18 protein-coding genes are annotated in these 22,282 nt (G+C 73.0%); 9 read left to right on the forward strand and 9 right to left on the reverse strand.

Features of this window, described 5'->3' with window-relative positions; genetic code table 11:
* Window positions 1-6: 6 nt before the first annotated feature.
* From ACI6PP_RS11050 to araA, 7 genes are read left to right on the forward strand one after another with little or no spacing between them, the layout of a single operon-like run.
* Window positions 7-1,578, forward strand: a complete 1,572-nt coding sequence (locus tag ACI6PP_RS11050; RefSeq protein ID WP_421111614.1) for a sugar ABC transporter ATP-binding protein — start codon at window positions 7-9, stop codon at window positions 1,576-1,578.
* Window positions 1,575-2,705 carry an ABC transporter permease gene (locus ACI6PP_RS11055; protein WP_421111616.1) on the forward strand — a complete coding sequence of 377 codons (1,131 nt, stop codon included), beginning with the start codon at window positions 1,575-1,577 and terminating at the stop codon, window positions 2,703-2,705. Before ACI6PP_RS11050 ends, ACI6PP_RS11055 begins: the two co-directional genes overlap by 4 nt.
* Window positions 2,702-3,730, forward strand: a complete 1,029-nt coding sequence (gene yjfF, locus ACI6PP_RS11060; protein ID WP_421111618.1) for a galactofuranose ABC transporter, permease protein YjfF — start codon at window positions 2,702-2,704, stop codon at window positions 3,728-3,730. The genes ACI6PP_RS11055 and yjfF overlap by 4 nt, the downstream gene beginning before the upstream one ends.
* Window positions 3,727-4,767, forward strand: coding sequence for a LacI family DNA-binding transcriptional regulator (locus ACI6PP_RS11065; RefSeq protein WP_421111620.1), 1,041 nt, complete (start codon window positions 3,727-3,729; stop codon window positions 4,765-4,767). Before yjfF ends, ACI6PP_RS11065 begins: the two co-directional genes overlap by 4 nt.
* The gene (araB, locus tag ACI6PP_RS11070; protein ID WP_421111622.1) at window positions 4,764-6,443 is read left to right on the forward strand and encodes a ribulokinase; all 1,680 of its coding nucleotides are present in this window, start codon (window positions 4,764-4,766) and stop codon (window positions 6,441-6,443) included. Before ACI6PP_RS11065 ends, araB begins: the two co-directional genes overlap by 4 nt.
* Window positions 6,440-7,117 (forward strand): L-ribulose-5-phosphate 4-epimerase, encoded by a 678-nt coding sequence (locus tag ACI6PP_RS11075; protein ID WP_421111624.1) that lies wholly within the window; start codon window positions 6,440-6,442, stop codon window positions 7,115-7,117. The genes araB and ACI6PP_RS11075 overlap by 4 nt, the downstream gene beginning before the upstream one ends.
* A gap of 48 nt (window positions 7,118-7,165) precedes the next feature.
* Window positions 7,166-8,680 carry an L-arabinose isomerase gene (gene araA / locus ACI6PP_RS11080; RefSeq protein WP_421111625.1) on the forward strand — a complete coding sequence of 505 codons (1,515 nt, stop codon included), beginning with the start codon at window positions 7,166-7,168 and terminating at the stop codon, window positions 8,678-8,680.
* A 156-nt stretch (window positions 8,681-8,836) separates the two neighbouring features.
* Here araA and ACI6PP_RS11085 read toward each other — a convergent pair whose 3' ends face one another.
* The 5 genes from ACI6PP_RS11085 to ACI6PP_RS11105 all read right to left on the reverse strand — a co-directional run bounded on the left by ACI6PP_RS11085 (window position 8,837) and on the right by ACI6PP_RS11105 (window position 16,911).
* Entirely contained in the window at window positions 8,837-10,021 is a 1,185-nt protein-coding gene (locus tag ACI6PP_RS11085) for an NAD(P)/FAD-dependent oxidoreductase (RefSeq protein WP_421111627.1), read from the reverse strand.
* Window positions 10,022-10,053: 32 nt separating this feature from the next.
* The gene (locus ACI6PP_RS11090; RefSeq protein WP_421111629.1) at window positions 10,054-10,323 is read right to left on the reverse strand and encodes a DUF7218 family protein; all 270 of its coding nucleotides are present in this window, start codon (window positions 10,321-10,323) and stop codon (window positions 10,054-10,056) included.
* 70 nt (window positions 10,324-10,393) lie between these two features.
* On the reverse strand, window positions 10,394-11,719 hold the full coding sequence (locus ACI6PP_RS11095; protein ID WP_421111631.1) for a M1 family metallopeptidase: 1,326 nt from the start codon (window positions 11,717-11,719) through the stop codon (window positions 10,394-10,396).
* On the reverse strand, window positions 11,716-15,612 hold the full coding sequence (locus tag ACI6PP_RS11100; RefSeq protein WP_421111632.1) for a Pls/PosA family non-ribosomal peptide synthetase: 3,897 nt from the start codon (window positions 15,610-15,612) through the stop codon (window positions 11,716-11,718). Before ACI6PP_RS11100 ends, ACI6PP_RS11095 begins: the two co-directional genes overlap by 4 nt.
* A gap of 75 nt (window positions 15,613-15,687) precedes the next feature.
* On the reverse strand, window positions 15,688-16,911 hold the full coding sequence (locus ACI6PP_RS11105) for a 4-alpha-glucanotransferase (protein ID WP_421111661.1): 1,224 nt from the start codon (window positions 16,909-16,911) through the stop codon (window positions 15,688-15,690).
* A gap of 312 nt (window positions 16,912-17,223) precedes the next feature.
* Between ACI6PP_RS11105 and ACI6PP_RS11110 the strand changes: the two genes are divergently transcribed.
* A complete protein-coding gene (locus tag ACI6PP_RS11110) occupies window positions 17,224-17,886 on the forward strand; it encodes a hypothetical protein (protein ID WP_421111634.1) in 663 nt (220 codons plus the stop codon).
* 76 nt (window positions 17,887-17,962) lie between these two features.
* Window positions 17,963-18,634, forward strand: coding sequence for a GNAT family N-acetyltransferase (locus tag ACI6PP_RS11115; protein WP_421111636.1), 672 nt, complete (start codon window positions 17,963-17,965; stop codon window positions 18,632-18,634).
* Window positions 18,635-18,713: 79 nt separating this feature from the next.
* Here ACI6PP_RS11115 and ACI6PP_RS11120 read toward each other — a convergent pair whose 3' ends face one another.
* Genes ACI6PP_RS11120 through ACI6PP_RS11135 form a run of 4 tightly spaced genes read right to left on the reverse strand, consistent with a single transcriptional unit; the run spans window position 18,714 to window position 22,136 of the window.
* Window positions 18,714-19,640 carry an ABC transporter substrate-binding protein gene (locus ACI6PP_RS11120; protein ID WP_421111638.1) on the reverse strand — a complete coding sequence of 309 codons (927 nt, stop codon included), beginning with the start codon at window positions 19,638-19,640 and terminating at the stop codon, window positions 18,714-18,716.
* A gap of 5 nt (window positions 19,641-19,645) precedes the next feature.
* On the reverse strand, window positions 19,646-20,422 hold the full coding sequence (locus ACI6PP_RS11125) for an ABC transporter permease (protein WP_421111640.1): 777 nt from the start codon (window positions 20,420-20,422) through the stop codon (window positions 19,646-19,648).
* The gene (locus ACI6PP_RS11130) at window positions 20,419-21,096 is read right to left on the reverse strand and encodes an ABC transporter permease (RefSeq protein WP_421111643.1); all 678 of its coding nucleotides are present in this window, start codon (window positions 21,094-21,096) and stop codon (window positions 20,419-20,421) included. Before ACI6PP_RS11130 ends, ACI6PP_RS11125 begins: the two co-directional genes overlap by 4 nt.
* On the reverse strand, window positions 21,093-22,136 hold the full coding sequence (locus ACI6PP_RS11135) for an ABC transporter ATP-binding protein (protein ID WP_421111645.1): 1,044 nt from the start codon (window positions 22,134-22,136) through the stop codon (window positions 21,093-21,095). The genes ACI6PP_RS11130 and ACI6PP_RS11135 overlap by 4 nt, the downstream gene beginning before the upstream one ends.
* Window positions 22,137-22,282: the final 146 nt, after the last annotated feature.

The following is a 22,282-nucleotide window of genomic DNA, read 5'->3' on the forward strand; positions in this document are numbered from 1 at the left end:
GCAGACATGACGCAGACGCAGGCGGACCCCCGCCCCACGACCGCCGAGGCGGTGGTCCAGATGCGTGGCATCTCGATCGAGTTCCCGGGCGTCAAGGCCCTGCAGGACGTCGACCTGACCCTGCGCGCCGGCGAGGTGCACGCCCTCATGGGCGAGAACGGCGCCGGCAAGTCCACGCTGATCAAGGCCCTCACCGGGGTCTACACGGCCGACTCGGGCACCACGACCCTCGGCGGCGTGCAGGTCGACTTCCACGGCCCGGCCGCCGCGCAGGCGGCGGGCATCAGCACGGTCTACCAGGAGGTCAACCTCTGCGCGAACCTCTCGGTGGCCGAGAACATCCTGCTCGGGCGCGAGCCGCGCCGGCTCGGCCGCATCGACGGTCGTGCGATGCGCGCCCGTGCCACCGAGGTGCTGGCCCGGATGGGCCTGGACGTCGATCCCGGCTCGATCCTGTCGAGCCACCCCATCGCGATCCAGCAGCTGGTCGCCATCGCCCGCGCGGTCGAGATCGACTCCCGCGTGCTGATCCTCGACGAGCCCACGTCCAGCCTCGACGCCGACGAGGTCGCCGAGCTGTTCCGCGTGATCCGGTCGTTGCGCGACGAGGGCGTCGCGATCGTGTTCGTCTCGCACTTCCTCGAGCAGGTCTTCGAGATCTCCGACCGCATGACGGTGCTGCGCAACGGCCGCCTGGTCGGCGAGTACGAGACCGCGGGCCTCACCCGCCTCGAGCTGGTCTCGGCGATGCTCGGGCGCGAGATGGACCTGCTCGAGGAGATCGAGCGGGCCGTCGCCGACGTGGAGCCCGCCGCCGTCGCCCCGCTGCTCAAGGCCACGGGCCTCGGACGCACGGGCGCGATCGAGCCGTTCGACCTCGAGGTCCGTCCGGGGGAGGTGGTCGGCCTGGCCGGCCTGCTCGGCTCGGGACGTACCGAGCTCGCGCGGCTGCTGTTCGCGGCCGACCGTCCCGACACCGGCCACGTGGAGGTCGACGGGACGACGCTGCGGATGCGCAGCCCGCGCTCGGCGATCGCCGCCGGGATCGCGTTCTGCAGCGAGGACCGCAAGGGCGAGGGCCTCGTCGCCGACCTGTCGATCCGCGACAACCTCGTGCTGGCCATGCAGGCCGCGCGCGGCTGGGCGCGCCCCATCCCGCGCCGCACCAAGGACGAGCTCGTCGCGAAGTACATCGAGGCGCTCGACATCCGGCCGGGCAACCCCGACGCGCTCATCGGCAACCTGTCGGGCGGCAACCAGCAGAAGGTGCTGCTCGCCCGCTGGCTCGTCACCGAGCCCAAGCTGCTGATCCTCGACGAGCCCACCCGCGGCATCGACGTCGGCGCCAAGGCGCAGATCCAGAAGCTCGTCGCCGACCTCGCCGCCGCCGGCATGGCCGTGGTCTACATCTCCGCCGAGCTCGAGGAGGTGGTCCGCCTCAGCGACCGCGTCGTCGTGCTCCGCGACCGTCGCCTGATCGCCGAGCTCGACGGCCGCGACGTCACCGTCTCCGAGGTCATGGGCCTCATCGCCAGCGGCGACCCCGCGTCGTCCGACACCGAGAGGAGGGCCTCGTGAGCACCGCCACCGCACCGTCGTTCGCGGCACGCGCCCGCCAGAGCCGACTCACCTGGCCGCTGCTGGCGCTCGTCGCCCTGCTGCTGGTCAACGTCGTCGTCACGCCCAGCTTCTTCTCGCTGCGCATCCAGGACGGCCACCTGTACGGCAGCCTGATCGACATCCTCAAGAACGGCGCCCCCACGCTGCTCATCGCGCTCGGCATGACGCTCGTCATCGCCACCCGCGGCATCGACCTCTCGGTCGGCGCCGTCGTCGCGATCTCCGGCGCCGTCACCTGCACCTACATCGCCGGTGCACCCGACCCGACCAGCGCGAGCGCCGCCGTCGTCGGCCTGTCGATGGCGCTCGGGCTGTGCGTCCTGCTCGGGCTCTGGAACGGCTTCCTGGTCTCGGTGCTGGGCATCCAGCCGATCATCGCGACGCTGGTGCTGATGACGGCCGGCCGCGGCATCGCGATGCTCGTCACCGACGGCCAGATCATCACGGTCACCAACCCCGCCTACCGCCAGATCGGCGCCGGCTTCCTGGTGCTGCCGATCTCGATCCTGATCAGCCTCGCGGTGCTCGCGGCGGTCGCGGTCGTCACGCGGCGCACCGCGCTCGGCATGCTCATCGAGGCCGTCGGCGTGAACCCCGAGGCCAGCCGCCTCGCGGGCGTCCGGGCCCGCACGATCATCTGGACGGTCTACGTGTTCGCGGCGCTCTGCGCCGGCGTGGCCGGCCTGATGATCAGCTCCAACGTGAGCGCGGCCGACGCCAACAACGCGGGCCTGTGGATCGAGATGGACGCGATCCTCGCGGTCGTCATCGGCGGCACGTCGCTGGCCGGCGGACGCTACTCGCTCACCGGCACCCTGGTGGGCGCCCTGATCATCCAGACGCTCACCACCACCGTCTACACCGCGGGCATCGCACCGGAGATCACCCTGCTGTTCAAGGCGATCGTCGTCATCGCGGTGTGCCTGCTGCAGTCGCCGAGGGCGCGTGCCACCTTCGGCCGGCGCCGGACGCCGCCACCGGTCGTGCCCGACGCCACCACCCCGTCCACGCTGCCCGACCTGGGTGCGCTCGCCGACGTGCCCGGTCCCGGTGCCTCGTCCTCACAGAAGGTGGGCCAGCGATGAAGGCCGCACAGCTCGACCCCCGTGGCCCCGAGACGCAGGCCCCCGCGGCAGCGCTGCCGTCCCGCCGCCGCACGGTGGTGTCCACGCGCTTTCTCCCGGTGATCGCCACCTTCGTGCTGTTCGTCGCCATGTTCGGCGTCGGGTCGGTGCGCTACGAAGGGTTCGCCTCGGGACAGGTCGTGGCCAACCTGTTCATCGACAACGCGTTCCTCATCGTGCTCGCGGTCGGGATGACGTTCGTCATCCTCACCGGCGGCATCGACCTCTCGGTCGGCTCGGTGGTGGCGCTGTCGACGATGGTCGCCGCCCGCGGCCTGGAGGCCGGGTGGTCGGCGCCGGTCGCGATCGTCGCGGTGCTCGTCATGGGCTCGGTCTTCGGCCTGCTCATGGGCCTGGTGATCCACTACTTCGAGATCCAGCCGTTCATCGTCACCCTCGCGGGGCTCTTCCTGGCGCGCGGCCTGTGCTACGTGATCAGCGTCGAGTCCATCCCGATCAAGGACGACACCTTCCGCTCGATCGCCACCGGTGTCATCGAGCTGCCGGGCGGCACCGTCATCACGCCCAGCGTCGTCGTCGCCCTGCTGGTCGTCGCGGTGGCGGCGTACGTCCTGCACCTGACCCGCTTCGGCCGCACCGTCTACGCGGTGGGCGGCAGCGAGTCGTCCGCCCGGCTGATGGGCCTGGCGACGGCGCGCGCCAAGGTGGGCGTCTACGTCATCAGCGGCTTCTGCTCGGCCCTCGCCGGGCTCCTGTTCAGCTTCTACATGCTGTCGGGCTACAGCCTGCACGCCGTGGGCATGGAGCTGGACGCGATCGCGGCCGTCGTGGTCGGCGGCACGCTCCTCTCGGGCGGCGTCGGGTTCGTCGTCGGGTCGCTGCTCGGGGTCCTGGTCCTGGGCACCATCCAGACGTTCATCTCCTTCGAGGGCACTCTGTCCTCATGGTGGACCAAGATCGCGATCGGGACGCTGCTCCTGATCTTCATCGTGATGCAGCGCCTCTTCGTGGGGAGGAAGGCGTGACCGAGGTCCTCGGCGCGCCGGCCCGGACGGCGGCACGCGCCCCCGTCATGGCCGACGTCGCCCGTCTCGCGGGCGTCTCGCACCAGACCGTGTCACGCGTGATCAACGGTCACCCGCACATCCGCCCGCACACGCGCACCCGCGTGGAGGACGCGATCCGTCAGCTCGGGTACCGCCCGAACACCGCGGCCCGCACCCTGGTCACCCGCCGGTCGGCCACCATCGGCGTCATCGGGAGCTTCTCGGGCCACTGGGGCCCGACCAGCGTGCACCGCACCGTCGAGGCCGCCGCGGCCGAGGCGGGGTACTTCGCGAGCTCGGTGAGCAGCGGCCTGGACTTCGCCTCGCTCCGCGCCGCGATCGACCACCTGCTCGCCCAGGCCGTCGAGGGCATCGTCATGATCGCCGCGCAGGACGAGGCCCTGGAGGCCGTCCGCGCCCAGGAGCCGGGCGTCCCGCTGGTCATCGTCGAGGGCGACCTGTCCAAGGCCCGCTGGGCCGTGGGCGTCGACCAGGTCGCCGGGTCGCGCATGGCCACCCAGCACCTGCTCGACCTCGGCCACACCGAGATCGCCCACGTGTGCGGGCCGCTGGACTGGACCGAGGCCCGCGCCCGACGCGACGGGTGGCGCCAGGCGATGACCGACGCCGGGCTGCGTCCGGCCGAGCCCGTGCTGGGCGACTGGACCGCCGCCAGCGGCTACGCCGCCGGCCAGCAGCTCGCGCAACGCCCCGAGGTCACCGCCGTGGTGGCCGCGAACGACCAGATGGCCGTCGGGATCATCCGCGCCCTCACCGAGGCCGGACGCGACGTGCCCGCCGACGTCAGCGTCGTGGGCTTCGACGACATCCCCGAGTCGGGCTTCCTCGTGCCCCCGCTCACCACCGTCCACCAGGACTTCCCCGCCGTCGGCCGCCGCGCCATCGAGGTGCTGCACGCCGCGATCGTCGCCGAGGACGAGGACCTGCCCCGCCTGATCGCGCCGGATCTCGTGGTCCGCTCCAGCACCGCACCCCCACCCGGAGGAACCCCATGACCCGCCCGCAGTACGTCGTCGGCGTCGACTACGGCACGCTCTCGGGCCGCGCGCTCGTGGTGCGCGTGTCCGACGGCGCCGAGCTCGGCACCGCGGTGCACGAGTACGCGCACGCCGTGGTCACCGACACCCTGCCCGTGGGCGGACGCAGGCTGCCCCCGGAGTGGGCGTTGCAGGTGCCGCAGGACTACCGCGACGTGCTGCGGCACGCGGTGCCCGCCGCGGTCGCCGCGGCCGGCGTCGACCCGGCCGACGTGATCGGGGTGGCGACGGACTTCACGGCCTGCACGATGGTGCCCACGCTGGCCGACGGCACCCCGCTGAGCGAGGTGGAGGCCTTCGCGGACCGTCCGCACGCGTACGTCAAGCTGTGGCGCCACCACGCCGCGCAGGGTCAGGCCGACCGGATCAACGAGCTGGCCGCCGCCCGCGGCGAGGCCTGGCTGCCCCGGTACGGCGGGCTGATCTCCTCGGAGTGGGAGTTCGCCAAGGGGCTGCAGCTGCTGGAGGAGGACCCCGAGGTCTACGCGGCGATGGACCACTGGGTCGAGGCGGCCGACTGGATCGTGTGGCAGCTGTGCGGCAGCTACGTGCGCAACGCATGCGCGGCCGGCTACAAGGGCATCCTGCAGGACGGGCAGTACCCGACGGCCGACTTCCTGGCCGCGCTGAACCCCGACTTCGCCTCCTTCGTGGACGACAAGGTGGCGCACCGGATCGGCGAGCTCGGTGCCGTCGCGGGCACGCTGACCGCCGAGGCGGCCGGCTGGACCGGTCTGCCCGAGGGCATCGCGGTGGCGGTGGGCAACGTCGACGCGCACGTCACCGCGCCGGCGGCGCAGGCCACGGGGCCGGGTCAGCTGGTCGCGATCATGGGCACCTCGACGTGCCACGTGATGAGCGCCGACGTGCTGCGCGAGGTGCCCGGCATGTGCGGCGTCGTCGACGGCGGCATCGTCGCGGGCAGCTACGGCTACGAGGCCGGGCAGTCCGGCGTGGGCGACGTCTTCGGCTGGTTCGTGAGGACCGGCGTGCCGGCCGCGTACGCCGAGGCGGCCGCGGCTGCGGGCGAGGGGCTGCACGAGCACCTGACGCGGCTCGCGTCGGCGCAGGCCGTCGGCGAGCACGGTCTGGTCGCGCTGGACTGGCACAGCGGCAACCGCTCGGTGCTGGTCGACCACGAGCTGTCGGGGATGGTGGTCGGGCAGACGCTCGCCACCCGTCCCGAGGACGTGTACCGCGCGCTCCTCGAGGCCACCGCGTTCGGCACGCGCGTGATCGTCGAGGCGTTCCGCGACAGCGGCGTGCCGGTCGAGGAGTTCATCGTCGCCGGCGGCCTGGCCAAGAACCACCTGCTGATGCAGGTCTACGCCGACGTCACGCGACTGCCGCTGTCGGTGGCCGACTCCGAGCAGGGCCCCGCGCTGGGCTCGGCGATCCACGCCGCGGTGGCTGCGGGGGCGTACCCCGACGTGCCCACCGCCGCGAAGACGATGGGCAAGGTGCGGCGCGGCGCGTTCGTCCCGAACGAGGCCGACGCGGCCGTCTACGACCGCCTGTTCGCCGAGTACCTGACGCTCCACGACCACTTCGGACGCCACGGCAACGACGTCATGCGACGTCTCAAGGCGCTGCGCCGCGAGGCCGTCGCGTCCCACGAGGCGGTCTCGGCATGACCGCGGTGATGGACGTGACCTCGACGATCGCCGGTCTGCGCGACGAGGTGTGCCGGCTGCACGCCGAGCTGACGCGCTACCAGCTCGTGGTCTGGACCGCCGGCAACGTCTCGGCCCGCGTGCCCGGCCACGACCTGCTGGTGATCAAGCCGAGCGGGGTGTCCTACGACGACCTGACGCCCGAGAACATGGTGGTCTGCGACCTGCACGGCCGCGTCGTCGAGGGCGAGCTGTCGCCGTCGTCGGACACCGAGGCGCAGGCGTACGTCTACCGCGAGCTGCCGCACGTCGGCGGCGTGGTGCACACCCACTCCCCGTACGCGACGGCGTGGGCCTCGCGCGCCGAGCCGATCCCGTGCGTGCTGACGATGATGGCCGACGAGTTCGGCGGGGAGGTGCCCGTCGGGCCGTTCGCGCTGATCGGCGACGACTCCATCGGGCGCGGCATCGTCGAGACCCTGCGCGGCAGCCGCTCGCCGGCGGTCCTGATGCAGAACCACGGGGTCTTCGCCGTGGGCGCCACCGCCCGCAAGGCCGTCAAGGCCGCGGTGATGTGCGAGGACGTCGCCCGCACCGTGCACCTGGCCCGCCAGCTCGGCGAGCCGCTGCCCATCCCGCAGCCCGACGTCGACAGCCTCTTCGACCGCTACCAGAACGTCTACGGCCAGACCTGACCCGCTCCGCCACACCCGGACGCACCACCCACACGAACGGACAGCACGATGACAGCGCTCGAAGCCCCCCGCGACCACGAGGTCTGGTTCCTCACCGGCAGCCAGGGCCTGTACGGCGAGGACACGCTCGCCCAGGTGGCCGAGCAGTCGCGCACCATCGCCGACCGGCTGGGGGCGTCGCGCGACCTGCAGGCGCGGGTGGTCTGGAAGCCGGTGCTCACCGACTCGGTCGCGATCCGCGCGCAGGTGCTCGAGGCCAACGCGTCACCGTCGTGCGTCGGGCTGGTCGTGTGGATGCACACGTTCAGCCCGGCGAAGATGTGGATCGCGGGCCTCGACGCGCTGCAGAAGCCCCTGCTGCACCTGCACACGCAGGCCGGTGCGGAGCTGCCGTGGTCGACGATCGACATGGACTTCATGAACCTCAACCAGGCCGCGCACGGCGACCGTGAGTTCGGGTACGTGCAGACGCGGCTCGGCGTCGCGCGCAAGACCGTCGCGGGCCACGTCGGCGACCCGAGGGTGACCGCACGCGTCGGCGCCTGGGCGCGCGCGGCCGTCGGCAGCCACGAGACGCGCTCGCTGCGCCTCGCCCGGTTCGGCGACAACATGCGCGACGTCGCCGTCACCGAGGGCGACAAGGTCGAGGCGCAGCTGCACTTCGGCGTCTCGGTGAACACCTACGGCGTCAACGACCTGGTGGCCGTGGTGGACGCGGTCGCCGACGGCGACGTCGACAAGCTCGTCACCGAGTACGCCGACACCTACGACGTCCAGGACGTGCTGCTGCCCGGCGGGGAGCGCGCGGAGTCGCTGCGCTACGGCGCGCGCATCGAGCTGGGTCTGCGCCAGTTCCTGGTCGAGGGCGGCTTCGGCGCGTTCACTACCAACTTCGAGGACCTCGGCGGGCTGCGCCAGCTCCCGGGCCTGGCCGTCCAGCGGCTGATGGCCGACGGGTACGGCTTCGGCGGCGAGGGCGACTGGAAGACCTCGGTGCTGCTTCGGGCGACCAAGGCGATGGCACAGGGTCTGCCCGGCGGCACCTCGTTCATGGAGGACTACACGTACCACCTGGTGCCCGGGCAGGAGAAGATCCTCGGCGCGCACATGCTCGAGGTCTGCCCCTCGATCACCGCGTCCAGGCCGACCCTGGAGATCCACCCGCTCGGCATCGGCGGCCGCGAGGACCCCGTCCGCCTGCGCTTCACCGCCGACCCCGCCGAGGCCGTCGTGGTCGGCATCAGCGACCTCGGTGGACGCTTCCGCCTGACCGCCAACGAGATCGACGTCGTCGAGCCCGACGAGGCCCTGCCCCGGCTGCCCGTCGCGTGCGCGGTCTGGGAGCCGCGCCCGTCGCTGGCGACCTCGGCCGAGTCGTGGTTGATGGCCGGCGGCCCGCACCACACCGTCCTGTCCTCGCAGATCGGCACCGAGGAGCTCGACGACTTCGCCGAGATGACCCGCACCGAGCTCGTCGTCATCGACGCCGGCACCACCACCCGCGAGCTCCGCCGCGAGCTGCGCTGGAACGCCGCCTACCACCGCCTGGCCGCCCGCCTCTGACGGTCGCTCCGGCCGCCGTCGCTCGTCCCGCCCTGCCCCGAAACGCCGAGTGGCGCAAAACCCGACGCGAGTGGCGCAAAACCGGGCGCTCCGACGCGTGTCGGGCCCGAATTTGCGCCACTCGGCGCGTCGGGCAGAGGGCGGCGGTCCGGGGCCTCAGACGGGGATGGAGCCGGACGGGGAGCCGGTGCCCGAGGCGAGGACCTCGCGGGCGGCGTCCTTGGCGTCCTCGACGAGCCAGAGCAGCACGCCGACGACCTTGCCGTCGTCGAGGTAGTACACGACCGCCTTGCCGTCGTCGCCGTGGTCCTCGACGGTCTCGAGTGAGGAGTCGAGGGTGCCGATGGCCTCGTACCAGTCGTCGAAGAGCACCGAGTAGTAGTACGGCGTGTGGTCGTACGTCTCGTCCGAGCCGGCCAGGATGCGGCCCGCGGCGGCGCCCATCTCGTTGGCGTTGTCGACGTGCTCGACGCGGCGGCGGCCGAGGATCCGGTCGGGGTACTCGGCGACGTCGCCGGTGGCGAGGACGTCGGGGTCGTCGGTGGTGAGCCGCTCGTCGACGACGATGCCGCCGTCGTCGGACTGCCGCAGCCCGGCCGCGCCGGCCAGGTCGCCGGCGGGCGTGATGCCGAGGCCCACGACCACCACGTCGGCGTCGACGGTCGAGCCGTGCTCGAGCCGCAGGCTCACGCCGTCGGCCGTGGACGTGCCGCCCGAGACCTTCGAGCCGCCGCGCACCTCGACGCCCGCGTCGGTGAAGACCTTCTCCAGGTGCGTCGCGATCGACGCGGGGAACACCGGCGCCCCAAGGGTGTCGTCGGGGTGCAGGAGCGTGACGCGGCAGCCGTTCTGGACGAGCGCCGCCGCCAGCTCGGTGCCGATGTAGCCGCCGCCGACGACGGCCACGTGCGGGCCGTCGGCGGTGAGCTCGCGCAGCCGGTGGTAGTCGGTGAGGGTGCGGAAGTAGAGCACGCGGTCGCCGGCGTCGAGCCCGTCGATGGTGGTCGGGTGGCCGCCGGTCGCGAGCAGCAGGCGCCCGTAGCCGAAGGTGTCGTCGCCGTCGGTGGTGACGGCCTTGGCCTCGCGGTCGATGCCGGTCGCGCGGGTGCCGAGGTGGAGCGTCGCGCCGGTCTTCTCGTGCGTGGACAGCGCGGCGTCGTCCTCGGTGAAGTCGGGGTCGGTCCACAGCTTCTTCGACAGCGCGGGGCGCGGGAACGGCGCGGTGGGCTCCTCGCCGAGGATGCCGATCGTGCCCTCGGTGTCGCGCTCGCGGATGCCGTTCGCGGCGGTGTCGGCAGCCATGCCGCCGCCGATGATCAGGTAGTCGTACCTCTGGTGCACTGCAGGCCTCCTGGCCGTGGGGAAAAGGTCGATCAGCTGTCGCGCAGGGCGTCGACGAGCTGCTCCTTGGTCATGTCCGAGCGGCCCTCGACGCCGATCTCCTGGGCGCGCTCGTAGAGCTCGTCCCTGGTCCACTCCTCGTAGGAGGGGTGGCTGCCGCCCTTGCGGCCGACGGCCGAGCGCGAGCTGTTGGCGGCGGCGTTGGCGATGCGCGCGGACTTGGACTTGCTGTTGCCCTCGTCGCGCAGCTTCTCGTAGAGCTCGTCGTCCTTGACGCTCGGTCCGGGCTCGTCCTCGGGCATCGGTGCCTCCTGCAGGTCGGGGTTCGACCCGACGCTAGGACGAGCCGCCGCCGATCGCAGATCGACGCCGTCAGGGCAGTCGTGGCAGGGGCTCTGCGTCCAGCCAGCGCTCGAGCAGCCCGCGCAGCGGCTGCCCGGTGGACGCCTCGGCGTGCCGGACGAACGCCTCGGTCGTGACGGTGCCGTGACGGCGTCCGGCCACCCACGCGCGGAGCATCGTGAAGAACGCGTCGTCGCCGACGGTGCGGCGGACGGCGTGCAGCGTCAGGGCGCCGCGCTTGTAGACGCGGTCGTCGAACATCAGCTCGGGCCCCGGGTCGCCGACCGTCACGTCCTGGTCGAGCTCGGCGAGCCGTCCCCAGTGCTCGAGCGCGTGGTCGTGAGCCGACGCGCCGCCCGACGCCTCGGACCACAGCCACTCGGCGTAGCAGGCGAAGCCCTCGTGCAGCCAGATCTGGTCCCACGTCGAGAGCGTGAGCGAGTTGCCGAACCACTGGTGCGCCAGCTCGTGCGCGACGAGGCGCTCGAGGCCGCGGTGGCCGTCGAGGTGGTTGGCGCCGAAGATCGACAGGCCCTGCGCCTCGAGCGGGATCTCGAGGTCGTCGGCGGTGACCACCACGGTGTACGACCCGAACGGGTACGGGCCGAAGTGCTCGGTGAACGTCTCGAGCATCGCCGGCTGACGGCCGAAGTCCTCGTCGTACGACGCGCGCAGCGCGGCGGGCAGGACGTGACGCTGCTCGACGCCGGCGGCGTACGACGTGTGGGTGGAGTAGCGGCCGATCTGCACGGTGGCCAGGTACGTGGCCATCGGCTCGGGCTGCTCGAACGACCACGTGGTGCTGCTCGCGCGGCGACGCGTGCCGGTGGGGGTGCCGTTGGCGACGACGGTGTAGCCCGACGCGACCGTGACCTCGAAGGTGTAGGAGGCCTTGTCGGACGGCCGGTCGTTGCACGGGAACCACGACGGCGCGCCGCTCGGCTGCGCGGCGACGATCGCGCCGTCGGCGAGCTCCTCCCAGCCCACCGTGCCCCAGCGGCTGCGGACGGGCGCGGGCTTGCCTCCGTAGACGACGACGACCTCGAAGGTGGTGCCGGCCGGGATCTGCTTGCCGAGCTTGACGTGCAGCTTGCCGCGGACGTGCGAGAACCGGTCGACGCCGAACCGCTTGACGCTCACCTTGGACGCGCGCAGGCCCCGCAGGTCGAGGTCGATCACGCTCAGGTCGTCGGCGGCCTCGGCGGTGATCGTCGCGCGGCCGTCGAGACGGTTGCCGTCGACGGCGTAGTCGAGCTCGAGGGCGTACGAGGCGACGTCGTACGACAGGTCGCCGTGCCCGGGCACGTACTCGTCGGCCTCGGTGGGGGAGACGATGCTGGAGACGAGGTCCTTCACGCGGACGCGTCCTCGGCCCACGGGCCGATGGGGTTGCCCATCCAGCGGGTGCCGGCGGGGACGGCCTCGCCGCGCATCACCAGCGAGCCGGGACCGACGGTGGAGTCGCGGCCGAGCGCCGCGGCCGGCAGCACCACGCTGTTGGGGCCCAGCGTCGATCCGCGGGCCATCGTCACGCCGTCCATGGCCATCATCCGATCATGGAACAGGTGCGTCTGCACCACGCACCCCTGGTTGACGCTGACGCCGTCCTCGAGGGTGATCAGGTCGGCCTCGGGGAGCCAGTAGGTCTCGCACCAGACGCCTCGTCCGACGGTCGCGCCGAGCGAGCGCAGCCAGAGGTTGAGCACGACACTGCCCTGGGCGGCCCGGGCGAACCACGTCGCGGCGACCACCTCGACGAACGTGTCGGCGAGCTCGTTGCGCCAGACGAACGAGCTCCACAGCGGGTGCTCGCCGGCGCGGAACCGGCCCACCAGCACCCACTTGGCCGCGGTGGCGACGATCCCCGCGACGGCGCCCGCCGCCATGAGCACGAGCCCGCCGAGCAGGGCGGCTCCGAGGTGACCGAGCGCGTCGACGAGCAGCTGCAGCGAGGTGACGACGCCGAGCGCGATGGCCAGGGTGACGACGACCGGCACGACCCGGCAGAGCTCGACGGCGGCGCGCGCGACCTTCAGCCGCGTCGCGGGGTGGTAGGTGAGGCTCTGGTCGCCGGACGACGCGGTCCGCCGCAGCTGCACCGGCGGGCTGCCGAGCCACGACGTGCCGGCCTTGGCGTCGCTGCGCCGCGGCGCGGCCGAGAGCACGGCGACCAGGCCCTGCTTGGGCACCTTGCGGCCGGGTGCCGTCATGCCGGAGTTGCCGACGAACGCGCGCTTGCCGATCTTGGCGCGCTCGACGCGCAGCCAGCCGCCGCCCAGCTCGTATGACCCGATCATCGTGTCGTCGGCCAGGAACGCGCCGTCGTTGACGGTGGTGAGCGACGGGATCATCAGCACCGTGGAGGCCTCGACGTCGCTGCCGATCCGGGCGCCGAGCGCACGGAGCCACAGGGGCGTCAGGGCGCTGGAGTACAGCGGGAACAGCCACGTGCGGGCCTCGTCGAGCACCCGCACCGTCGCCCAGGCCTGCCAGGCCTGACGGGAGTGGACGGGGTGGTGCCCGCCCTGCAGCCCGAGTCCGAGCAGCCGGACGACCACCAGCACCAGGAGCGCGTAGGCGACCAGCGCCAGGACCGTCGCGAGCGGGAGGCGGACGAGCGCGGCGACCGCGGCGTCCGACGTCGACGCCGCGTCGGCGACGGGCCCGAGCAGCACGAGGCCGCCCACGGCCAGCGCGAGCACGGGCAGCAGCGCGAGGCCGATCGCCGTCGCGCCGTACGCGACCAGCCAGCGCCGGAACAGCGGCGGGCGCTCCTCGGACCAGGGCCCGCGGGCCTTGGCCACGCGCCCGGCCGGGGCGCCCGACCAGTACTCGCCGGACGGTGCGCGGTCGACGAGCGTCGACCCGGCGCCGAGCTCGCCGTCGTCGCCCACGCGTGCACCGGCGACGACGGCGCTGCGCGCACCGACCCGGGCGCGGGCGCCCACCTCCACGCGTCCGAGGTGCAGCCGGTCGCCGTCCAGCCAGTGCCCGCTGAGGTCGACCTCGGGCTCGACGGACGCGCCGTCGCCCACCGTCAGCAGGCCGGTGACGGGCGGCAGCGCGTGCAGGTCGACGTCGCGGCCGACGCTCGCCCCGAGGGCCCGCGCGTAGAAGGTCATCCAGGCGGCACCCGCGAGGTTCGCCGCCCCCATCTCGTCGGCGAGCCGCTCGGCGGCCCAGAGCCTCAGGTGCACCGCGCCGCCACGCGGGTACGTGCCCGGCTCGACGCCGACGAGCAGCAGACGCGCGCCGGCCGCGGTGACCACGAGTCGTCCCACCGGGCTGATGAGCACGATCCACCCGACCAGCACCCACCACCACGAGACGGTGGGCGCCCACGCGGCGTCGAGCGGACCGGCGAGGACGTTGCCCGCCGCTGCCCCCCAGACCAGCCAGCGCAGCGCAGCGATCGTGCGCAGCGGCACGGCGAGGAGCACCTGCGCGACCTGCGCCCGGCGCGGCGTCGGACGGACGGCCTGCTCGCGCAGCACCGTCGAGCCGGTCAGGGAGTCGAGGAAGTCCGCGAGCCCGCCCACCGTCGGGTGGTCGTAGACGTCGCCGATGGTGACCTCGGGGTGGTCCTGGCGCAGCCGCGCCACCACCTGTGCGGCGGCGAGGCTGCCGCCGCCGAGGTCGAAGAAGTCGTCGTCCGGACGACGCGCGACAGCGCCGACCACGTCCGTCCACAGTGCGGCGACGGCGCCCTGCGTGCCGGGCAGCGTGGTCGCGTCGTCGTCGGACGCGACGTCGGTGAGCGGCCAGGGGAGCGCGTCGCGGTCGATCTTGCCCGACGTGCGCGTCGGCAGGGTGTCGACGACGGCCAGCCGCGGCACGAGCGCGGCGGGCATGACCTCGCGCAGCCCCTGCATGGCGGCGGCGCGGTCGAGCTCGACGCCGTCGGACATCGCCAGGTAGCCCACGAGCACCTGGCCGCCGGCGGCGGTGGTGCGCACCGCGACGGCGGCCGCGTTGACGCCGGGGATGCGCTGCAGCGCGGCGTCGACCTCGCCGAGCTCGATCCGGCGCCCGCCGACCTTCACCTGGTCGTCGGCGCGGCCGCCGAAGACCAGGCCCTCGCCGTCGAAGCGCACGAGGTCGCCGCTGCGGTAGGCGCGGTCCCAGCCGAGCGTCGGCGCGGGGGCGTACTTCTCGGCGTCCTTGGCGGGGTCGAGGTAGCGGGCCAGCCCGACGCCGCCGATGACGAGCTGTCCGGTCTCGCCCGGCTCGACGGGCTGCATGTCGGCGTCGACGACGGCGAGGTCCCAGCCGTCCAGGGGCAGGCCGATGCGCACCGGCTCGTCGGGCGCGAGCTGCGCACCGCAGGCGACGACGGTGGCCTCGGTGGGCCCGTAGGTGTTCCAGACCTCGCGGCCGGGACGGGCCAGGCGGGCGCCGATCTCGGGCGGGCACGCCTCGCCGCCGAGGATCAGCAGCCGGACGTCCTCCAGCGCCTCGGCGGGCCAGAGCAGCGCGAGGGTGGGCACGGTCGAGACCACGGTGATGCCGTTGGCGACGAGCCACGGGCCGAGGTCCATGCCGCTGCGCACCAGCGAGCGGGGCGCTGGCACCAGGCACGCGCCGTGCCCCCAGGCCAGCCACATCTCCTCGCAGGACGCGTCGAACGCGACCGACAGGCCGGCCATCACGCGGTCGCCGGGGCCGAGCGGCTCGTCCTGGAGGAACATCCGCGACTCGGCGTCGACGAACGCCGCGGCCGACCGGTGCGTGACGGCGACGCCCTTGGGGGTGCCCGTCGAGCCCGACGTGAAGATGATCCAGGCGTCGTCGGTGACGTCGGGCCCCTCGACGTCCACGGGCTCGCGGTCGGTGCCGACGGTCTCGATCGTGAGCCCGTCGCGCACGACGGCGCGCACGCCGGCCTCGCCGAGCACCAGGCGTGCTCGCTCCTCGGGGTCGTCGACGTCGACCGGGACGTACGCCGCGCCGGCGCGCAGCACACCGACGATCGCGACGTAGAGGTCGGTCGAGCCCGAGCGGATCCGGACGCCCACGCGGTCGCCGCGTCCGACGCCCGCCTCGGCGAGCTCGGCGGCCAGCGCGTCGGCGGCCTCGACCAGCTCGGCGTACGTCAGCTGCTCGGCGCCGTTGTCGAGCGCCGGGGAGTCCGGCACCTGGTCGACCACCGCGTCGAGCACGTCCACCAGGGTGCGGGGCGCGGGGGCGTCAGCTGCACGCAGCAGGGACGTGCGGTCGTCGATGGGAGGCTCCTCGGGGCGCAGGCACACAGGACGAGCCCATCATCGACGACCACGGTGGCCCGCCGGCGAACCCCAGGTGAACCGTCCGCCCCAGCTCCCGGTTCAGAGGCGGCCGGCGGCCTCGGTGAGGTCGCGGAGGCGGGCGGCGAGATCGGGCGTGAGCGCACCGGGCTCCATCCGCCAGGCCCAGCCGCCCTCGGTGCCGGGGGCGTTCATCCGGGCCTCCGAGCCCAGGCCCAGGACGTCCTGCGCCTGCATCATCGCCAGGTCGCAGCGGGCCGCGAGGGCCAGCTCGATCATCGCCCAGGACGGCTCGACGTCGGCGTCGGCTCGCACGCCCGCGGCCGCGAACGCCTTCTTGGCGAGCCGCCTGCGCGCGGGCTCGGCGTCGGCCCACCAGCCGCACACGGTGTCGTTGTCGTGGGTGCCGGTGTAGACCACCTGGTGCTCCAGCTGGTTGATCGGGTCGTGGGTGCCCGGCTCCTCGTCCTCGGGGTCGAACGCGAACTGCAGCACGGCCATGCCGGGGTAGCCGAGCTCGTCGCGCAGGTCGTGGACGGGCTGGTCGATGTCGCCGAGGTCCTCGGCCAGCACGGGCAGCTCGCCGAGCGCGGCGGTGGCGGCGTCGAAGAGCGCGCGACCGGGGCCGGGCTCCCACGCACCGCCCTTGGCGGTGGTGTCGCCGGCCGGCACGGCCCAGTAGGCGACGAACCCGCGGAAGTGGTCGAGGCGCACGAGGTCGAACAGCGCGAACGTGCGACGCATCCGCTCGACCCACCAGCGGTAGTCGTCGGCCGCCACGGCGTCCCAGTCGTACAGCGGGTTGCCCCAGAGCTGGCCGTCGGCGGTGTACGCGTCGGGAGGCACGCCCGCGACGGCGTCGTCGCGGAAGTAGCCGGGCCACGCGCGCTCGTCCGCGCCGTCGGGGGCGACGTAGACGGGCACGTCGCCCATCAGACGGACGCCGCGCGCCTGCGCGTAGTCGCGCAGCGCGCCCCACTCGCGGTCGAAGCGCACCTGGTCGGCGAGGTCGCCGCCGAAGTCCTCCCACGAGGCCACCCAGTACGACTCGCGCTCGCGGAACGCGGCGAGGTCGTCGTCGCTGACGGGTGCGTCCGGGTGCTCGAGCAGCGCCGGCGACGCGGCGAACGCCGACGGCGACTTGTACGGCGAGTGGTGCTCGTCGGGCACCGACACCGGGAGCACCTGCCAGACGCTCTGCCCGGCGTCGGCGAGCCAGTCGACGAAGGCGCGGGCGGAGTCGCCCAGGCGTCCGTCGGGCAACGAGGTGACGTGGAGCTGGACGCCGCTGGCGTGGGGAAGCATCACGGCCACAGCCTTCCACGTCCGGACCGGTCACGGCACGGGGACGTGCTTGCAGGACGCCAGGTGGGGGCCGTCGGCCCTGGCACGAGTCCGGGACGGGTCCACGCGCGTGACGGAGGTTACCGGGCGGTAAACGCCGAGATACCGGGGTGACGGACGTCTCGTCCGCCAGCCCCGATCTGCGCTTGCATTTGCAAGCAGGCCTGCAAGCATGGAGGGGTGGGAGCGAGGCAGGCACCACCGCACCACCGCCCCTCCCACGCACAGCACGGCGTCCCCGAGGCGTCGGACACTCGACCCGAAGGACTCACCATGGCTCCCAAGCTCTCCGATCCCACCACCCCGATCTACGCCGTCGTCGGCGCCACCGACGCGGTCGTGGCGCACCTGCGCTCGGTCGTCCCCACGCAGAAGGACGTCGACGCGGCCGTGGCCGACGTCAAGGCCGTCCCCGAGCAGGTCAAGGGGCTGCCCGAGCAGCTCAAGGCCCTCCCCGAGCAGGCCCAGGCCCTCGCCAACGAGATCCTGTCCGAGGCCGTCGGCGCCTACGTCGGTCTGGCCGAGCGCGGCGAGGACCTCGTCGGACGCATCCGTGGCCAGGAGTCGAGCCAGGACCTGAAGAAGAAGGTCGCCAACGCCGAGCGCTCGGCCAAGGCCACCAAGACCACCGCCACGAAGGCCGCCAAGCGCACCGAGACGGCCACCAAGCGCGCCGCCACCACCGCGAAGAACGCCTCCGACCAGGCCGCCGAGCGCACCAACGCCGCCGTCAAGGAGGCCGCGACCACGGCCAAGGAGGCCTCGGACGAGGCCGCCGCGCGCACCAACAGCGCCGCCAAGGGTGCCGCCACCACCGCCAAGAAGGCGACCAAGCAGACCCGCACGGCCGCCAAGCGCACCAACACCTCCACCAAGAAGGCCGCCGAGGCCGCGGTCGAGGCCGCCGGCGACGCCGCCGAGAAGGTCGGCAGCTGACACCTGGCACACCGCACCACGACGGGCCCGGCACTCCCCCAGGGGGTGCCGGGCCCGTCTGCGTAGCCTGACGTCCATGGACGAGCTCGACCACGCGTTCTGGCACGGGCTCGACGGGCACGGACGCCGGCTGTCCGTCGGCGACGACCTCGCCCGGCGCTACCGGCCGGACGTCAACGTCTTCGCGGCGACGCGTCCGGGCTCGGGCGCCGACGGGTGGGCGTCGCTGGCCGCTCTGCTCGGACCCGGGGGCACGGCCCTGGTGTCGGCCCGTCCGCTCGACCTGCCGGACGACTGGGAGCGGCTGCAGGCGGTGCCGGGCGTGCAGCTGGTGGCCTCCTCGCCGGTCGGGCAGCCCGACGACGAGGTGCGGCCGCTCGGCGACGCCGACGTCCCCGCGATGCTCGAGCTGACCGCGGCGACGCGCCCCGGCCCGTTCCTGCCGCGCACGCACGAGCTGGGCGGCTACGTCGGCCTGCACCACGACGGCCGGCTCGTCGCGATGGCCGGCGAGCGGTCACGCTGGGCCGGCTTCGGCGAGATCAGCGCCGTCTGCACCGACGCCGCCCACCGGGGACGCGGGCTCTCCTCGCGCCTGGTGCGCCACGTCGCCGCCGGCATCGAGGCGCGCGGCGACGTCGCCTTCCTGCACACCTCGGCCGACAACCCGGCACGGTCGGTCTACGAGCGTCTCGGCTTCGTGCTCCGCTCGAGCCCGCAGTTCGTGCTCGTCCGCGCGCCGGGCTGAGACGCACGACGGGCCCGCCCGAGCAGGTGCTCGGACGGGCCCCTCGTGCCTTCACCGACTACTGGGATGCCGGGGTGTCTCAGTCGAGGTTGTTGTCCTTGAGGAACTCGTCGGCGACGGTCTTGGGGTCGGCCTTGTCGACCTGGACCTTGGCGAGCGCCTCGGTGAGGTTCTCGGTGGTCAGCGCCTTGGACACGCCGTCGAGGGCCTCGGTGACCTCCGGGGTGACCTTGTCGGACTTGATCAGCGGCACGATGTTCTGCGACGTGAACAGGTTCTCGGGGTCCTCGAGGGCCACGAAGTCCTCGGTGGTGAACGCCGAGTCGGTGGAGAACACGTCGGCGACGTCGATGGTGCCGTCCTTGAGCGCCGAGATCGTGAGCGGGCCGCCGACGTCGAGGGGGCGGTAGCTCTTGAACGTCAGGCCGTAGACCGACTTGAGGCCCTTGAGGCCCTGGTAGCGGGTCTGCCACTCCGGCGAGCCGCCGGCGACCAGGTCGCCCGCGACGGGCTCGAGGTCGGCGATCGACTTCAGGGAGTACTTGTCGGCGGTGGCCTTGGTGACGGTGACCGCGTCCTTGTCCTCGGCGTCGGACTGGGCCAGGATCTCGGTGCCCTCGGGGAGCACCTTCTTCAGCTCGGTCTCGACCTGCTCGGGCGAGCTGACGGTGTCGGGGACGCCGTCGGGCTTGAGGAACGCGAGCAGCGCGCCGTTGTACTCCGGGACGGCGTCGATGGAGCCGTCCTCGAGCGCCTTGATGTAGATCTCGCGCGAGCCGATGTTGGGCTGCGTGGACACGTCGACGCCCTTGGCCTCCAGGGCGCCGGCGTACATGTTCATCAGCAGCTCGTTCTCGGGGAAGTTCGCCGAGCCGAGCGTGATGGAGCCGCCACCGCCGCTGTCGCCGGAGGAGAAGGCGTCGTCGCCACCTCCGCCGCCGCAGGCGGTGAGCGTCAGACCGACCGCGAGGGCCGCGCCGATCAGGGTCAGGGGACGTCGTGACATGGCAGTCACCTCTCGGTCGTCGGCTGGGCAGCCGTTGACGGTGCCGTGGGGACGGCCTCGTCGGGGGTGGGGGTGTCGGTGTCGGTGGGACGGTTTCGGGTGCCGCGGCTCCGGGTGGCCCGACCGTCGACCCCGGGGGAGACGACCAGGCGCTGGAAGCCGGCCAGGAGGAGGTCGAGGGCGACGGCCAGGACGCCCACGAGGATCGCGCCGGCCACCACCTGCGGGTAGTCGCGCGCGGCGAGGCCGTCGATCAGGTAGCGGCCGAGGCCGCCGAGCCCGACGTACGCCGCGATGGTGGCCGTTGAGACCACCTGCAGCGTGGCGTTGCGCAGGCCGCCGACGACGAGCGGCAGGCCGATGGGCAGCTCGACGGAGAACAGGATCTTGGGCTCGGTCATGCCCATGCCCCGGGCGGCGTCGATCGTCGCGCGGTCGACGGCCTGCACCGCGGCGTAGGTGGTGGTGAGGATCGGCGGGATGGCCAGCACCACCAGGCCGATCGTGACGGGCAGCAGGCCGATGCCGCTGATCACCACGACGATCGACAGCAGGCCGAGCGTCGGCAGCGAGCGGCCGGCGTTGCCCGCGTTGATCGCCAGGAAGGCGAACCGTCCGGTGTGGCCGATCAGCAGGCCCACCGGGAAGGCGATGACGAACGCGATGACCAGGCCGAGGAGCGTGTAGCCGAGGTGCTCGAGGATCCGCTCGGGGAACCCGTTGGCGGCGCCCCAGGCCCAGTTGTCGCCGTCGAAGAGGTAGGAGAAGGTGCCGTCGTTCATCGGGTCGCCCCCACCCGGGTCCAGGGCGTGAGCGCCCGCTGCGCCAGCACGAGCAGGACGTCGGCGAGCAGCGCGAGCGCGATCGACAGCACGAGGCCGACCACGATCGGCACCGAGTAGAACAGCTGGAACCCGCGGGTGAAGAGCTGGCCGAGGCCGCCGACCCCCACGAGGGCGCCGACGCTGACCAGGCTGATGTTGGACACGGTGGCGACGCGCAGCCCGGCGAAGATCACCGGCAGCGCGATGGGCAGCTCGACCGCGACGAGCCGGCGGACCCGCTTGTAGCCGATCGCCGTGGCCGCCTGGGTGATCATCGGGTCGACCGAGCGCAGGCCGTCGGCGACCGTCCGCACGAGCAGGGCCAGGGTGTAGACCGACAGCGCGACGACGATGTTGAGCGGGTCGAGGATCTGGGTGCCGAGGATCAGCGGCATCAGTAGGAACAGCGCCAGGGACGGGATCGCGTACAGCAGGCTCGAGAGGTTGAGCAGCGGGTGGTAGAGCCACGAGAACCGCACGGCGAGGTACCCGATCGGCAGCGACAGCACGAACGCGATCGCCACGGGCAGCAGCGCCAGCCAGATGTGCTGCTGCAGCGCGTCCCAGACGAGCGTCCCGTTGACGTCGAGGTAGTCGACCAGCGACGCCAGGTAGTCGCCGACGGCGCTCACGCGACGCCGCCCGCCTGGTGCCGCTCGCGCAGGAACGCCGCGATGGTCTCGTGGCGGACGAGGCCGTCGGCCCGGCCGTCGGCGTCCACGCGCACCGCGACGCCCAGCGGCGATCGGATGGCGACGTCGAGGGCGGCACGGACGGTGTTCTCGGGGCCGAACGTGCCGTCGTGGTCGAGCAGCGCCTCGCCGCCCGCGCGCGTCCAGCCCAGCGGCCGACCGGCGTCGTCGCGGCTCAGCGTGGAGCCGTCGACGGAGGTCTCGACGCCCTCGACGGGCAGCGCCGACGCGAGCGTGAACGACAGGCCGCGGAACCCGCGGTCGTGGCCGACGAACCCGGCCACGAAGTCGTCGGCGGGCTCGGCCAGCAGCTCGGCCGGCGGGGCGAGCTGCGCGAGGCGGCCCCCCTCGGCGAACACCGCGACGAGGTCGCCGATCTTGATCGCCTCGTCGATGTCGTGGGTGACGAAGGCGATGGTCTTGCCGAGGTCCTGCTGCAGGCGCAGGAACTCGGCCTGCAGCTGGTCGCGGACCACGGGGTCGACGGCGCTGAACGGCTCGTCCATCAGCATGACGGGCGGGTCGGCCGCCAGCGCCCGGGCGACGCCGACGCGCTGCTGCTGGCCGCCGGAGAGCTGCACGGGGTAGCGCTTGGCGAACGACGTCGACAGCCCGACGCGCTCCATCAGCTCCAGCGCCCGGTTGCGCGCCTGCTTGCGGTCGGTGCCGAGCAGGAACGGCACGGTCGCGATGTTGTCGACGATCGTGCGGTGCGGGAACAGGCCGGCCTGCTGGATCACGTACCCGATGCCGCGGCGCAGCTCGGCGGGGTCCTTGCCGGTGATGTCCTCGCCGTCGATCCGGATCGTCCCCGACGTGGGGTCGATCATCCGGTTGATCATCCGCAGCGACGTCGTCTTGCCGCAGCCGGACGGACCGACCATGACGGTGATCTTGCCGTCGGGGAGGACGAGGTCGAGGTGGTCGACGGCGGTGGTGCCGTCGGGGAAGGTCTTGACGACCTGGTCGAACTCGATCACGCGCGGGCTCCGTTCGTGGGGTTCGAGGGGTCGCGGCGGTCAGCGGCGGGAGAGCCCGCCGGCAGCCACGAGTATTGACCGTCCTGACCGTCCTGTCGCGGGGACCCACCATCTGGGACGCAGATGAAACACAAATGTTGCCTGGA

It is taken from the genome of Solicola agrisoli (genome assembly GCF_049059935.1).
GTDB lineage: Bacteria > Actinomycetota > Actinomycetes > Propionibacteriales > Nocardioidaceae > JAURVT01.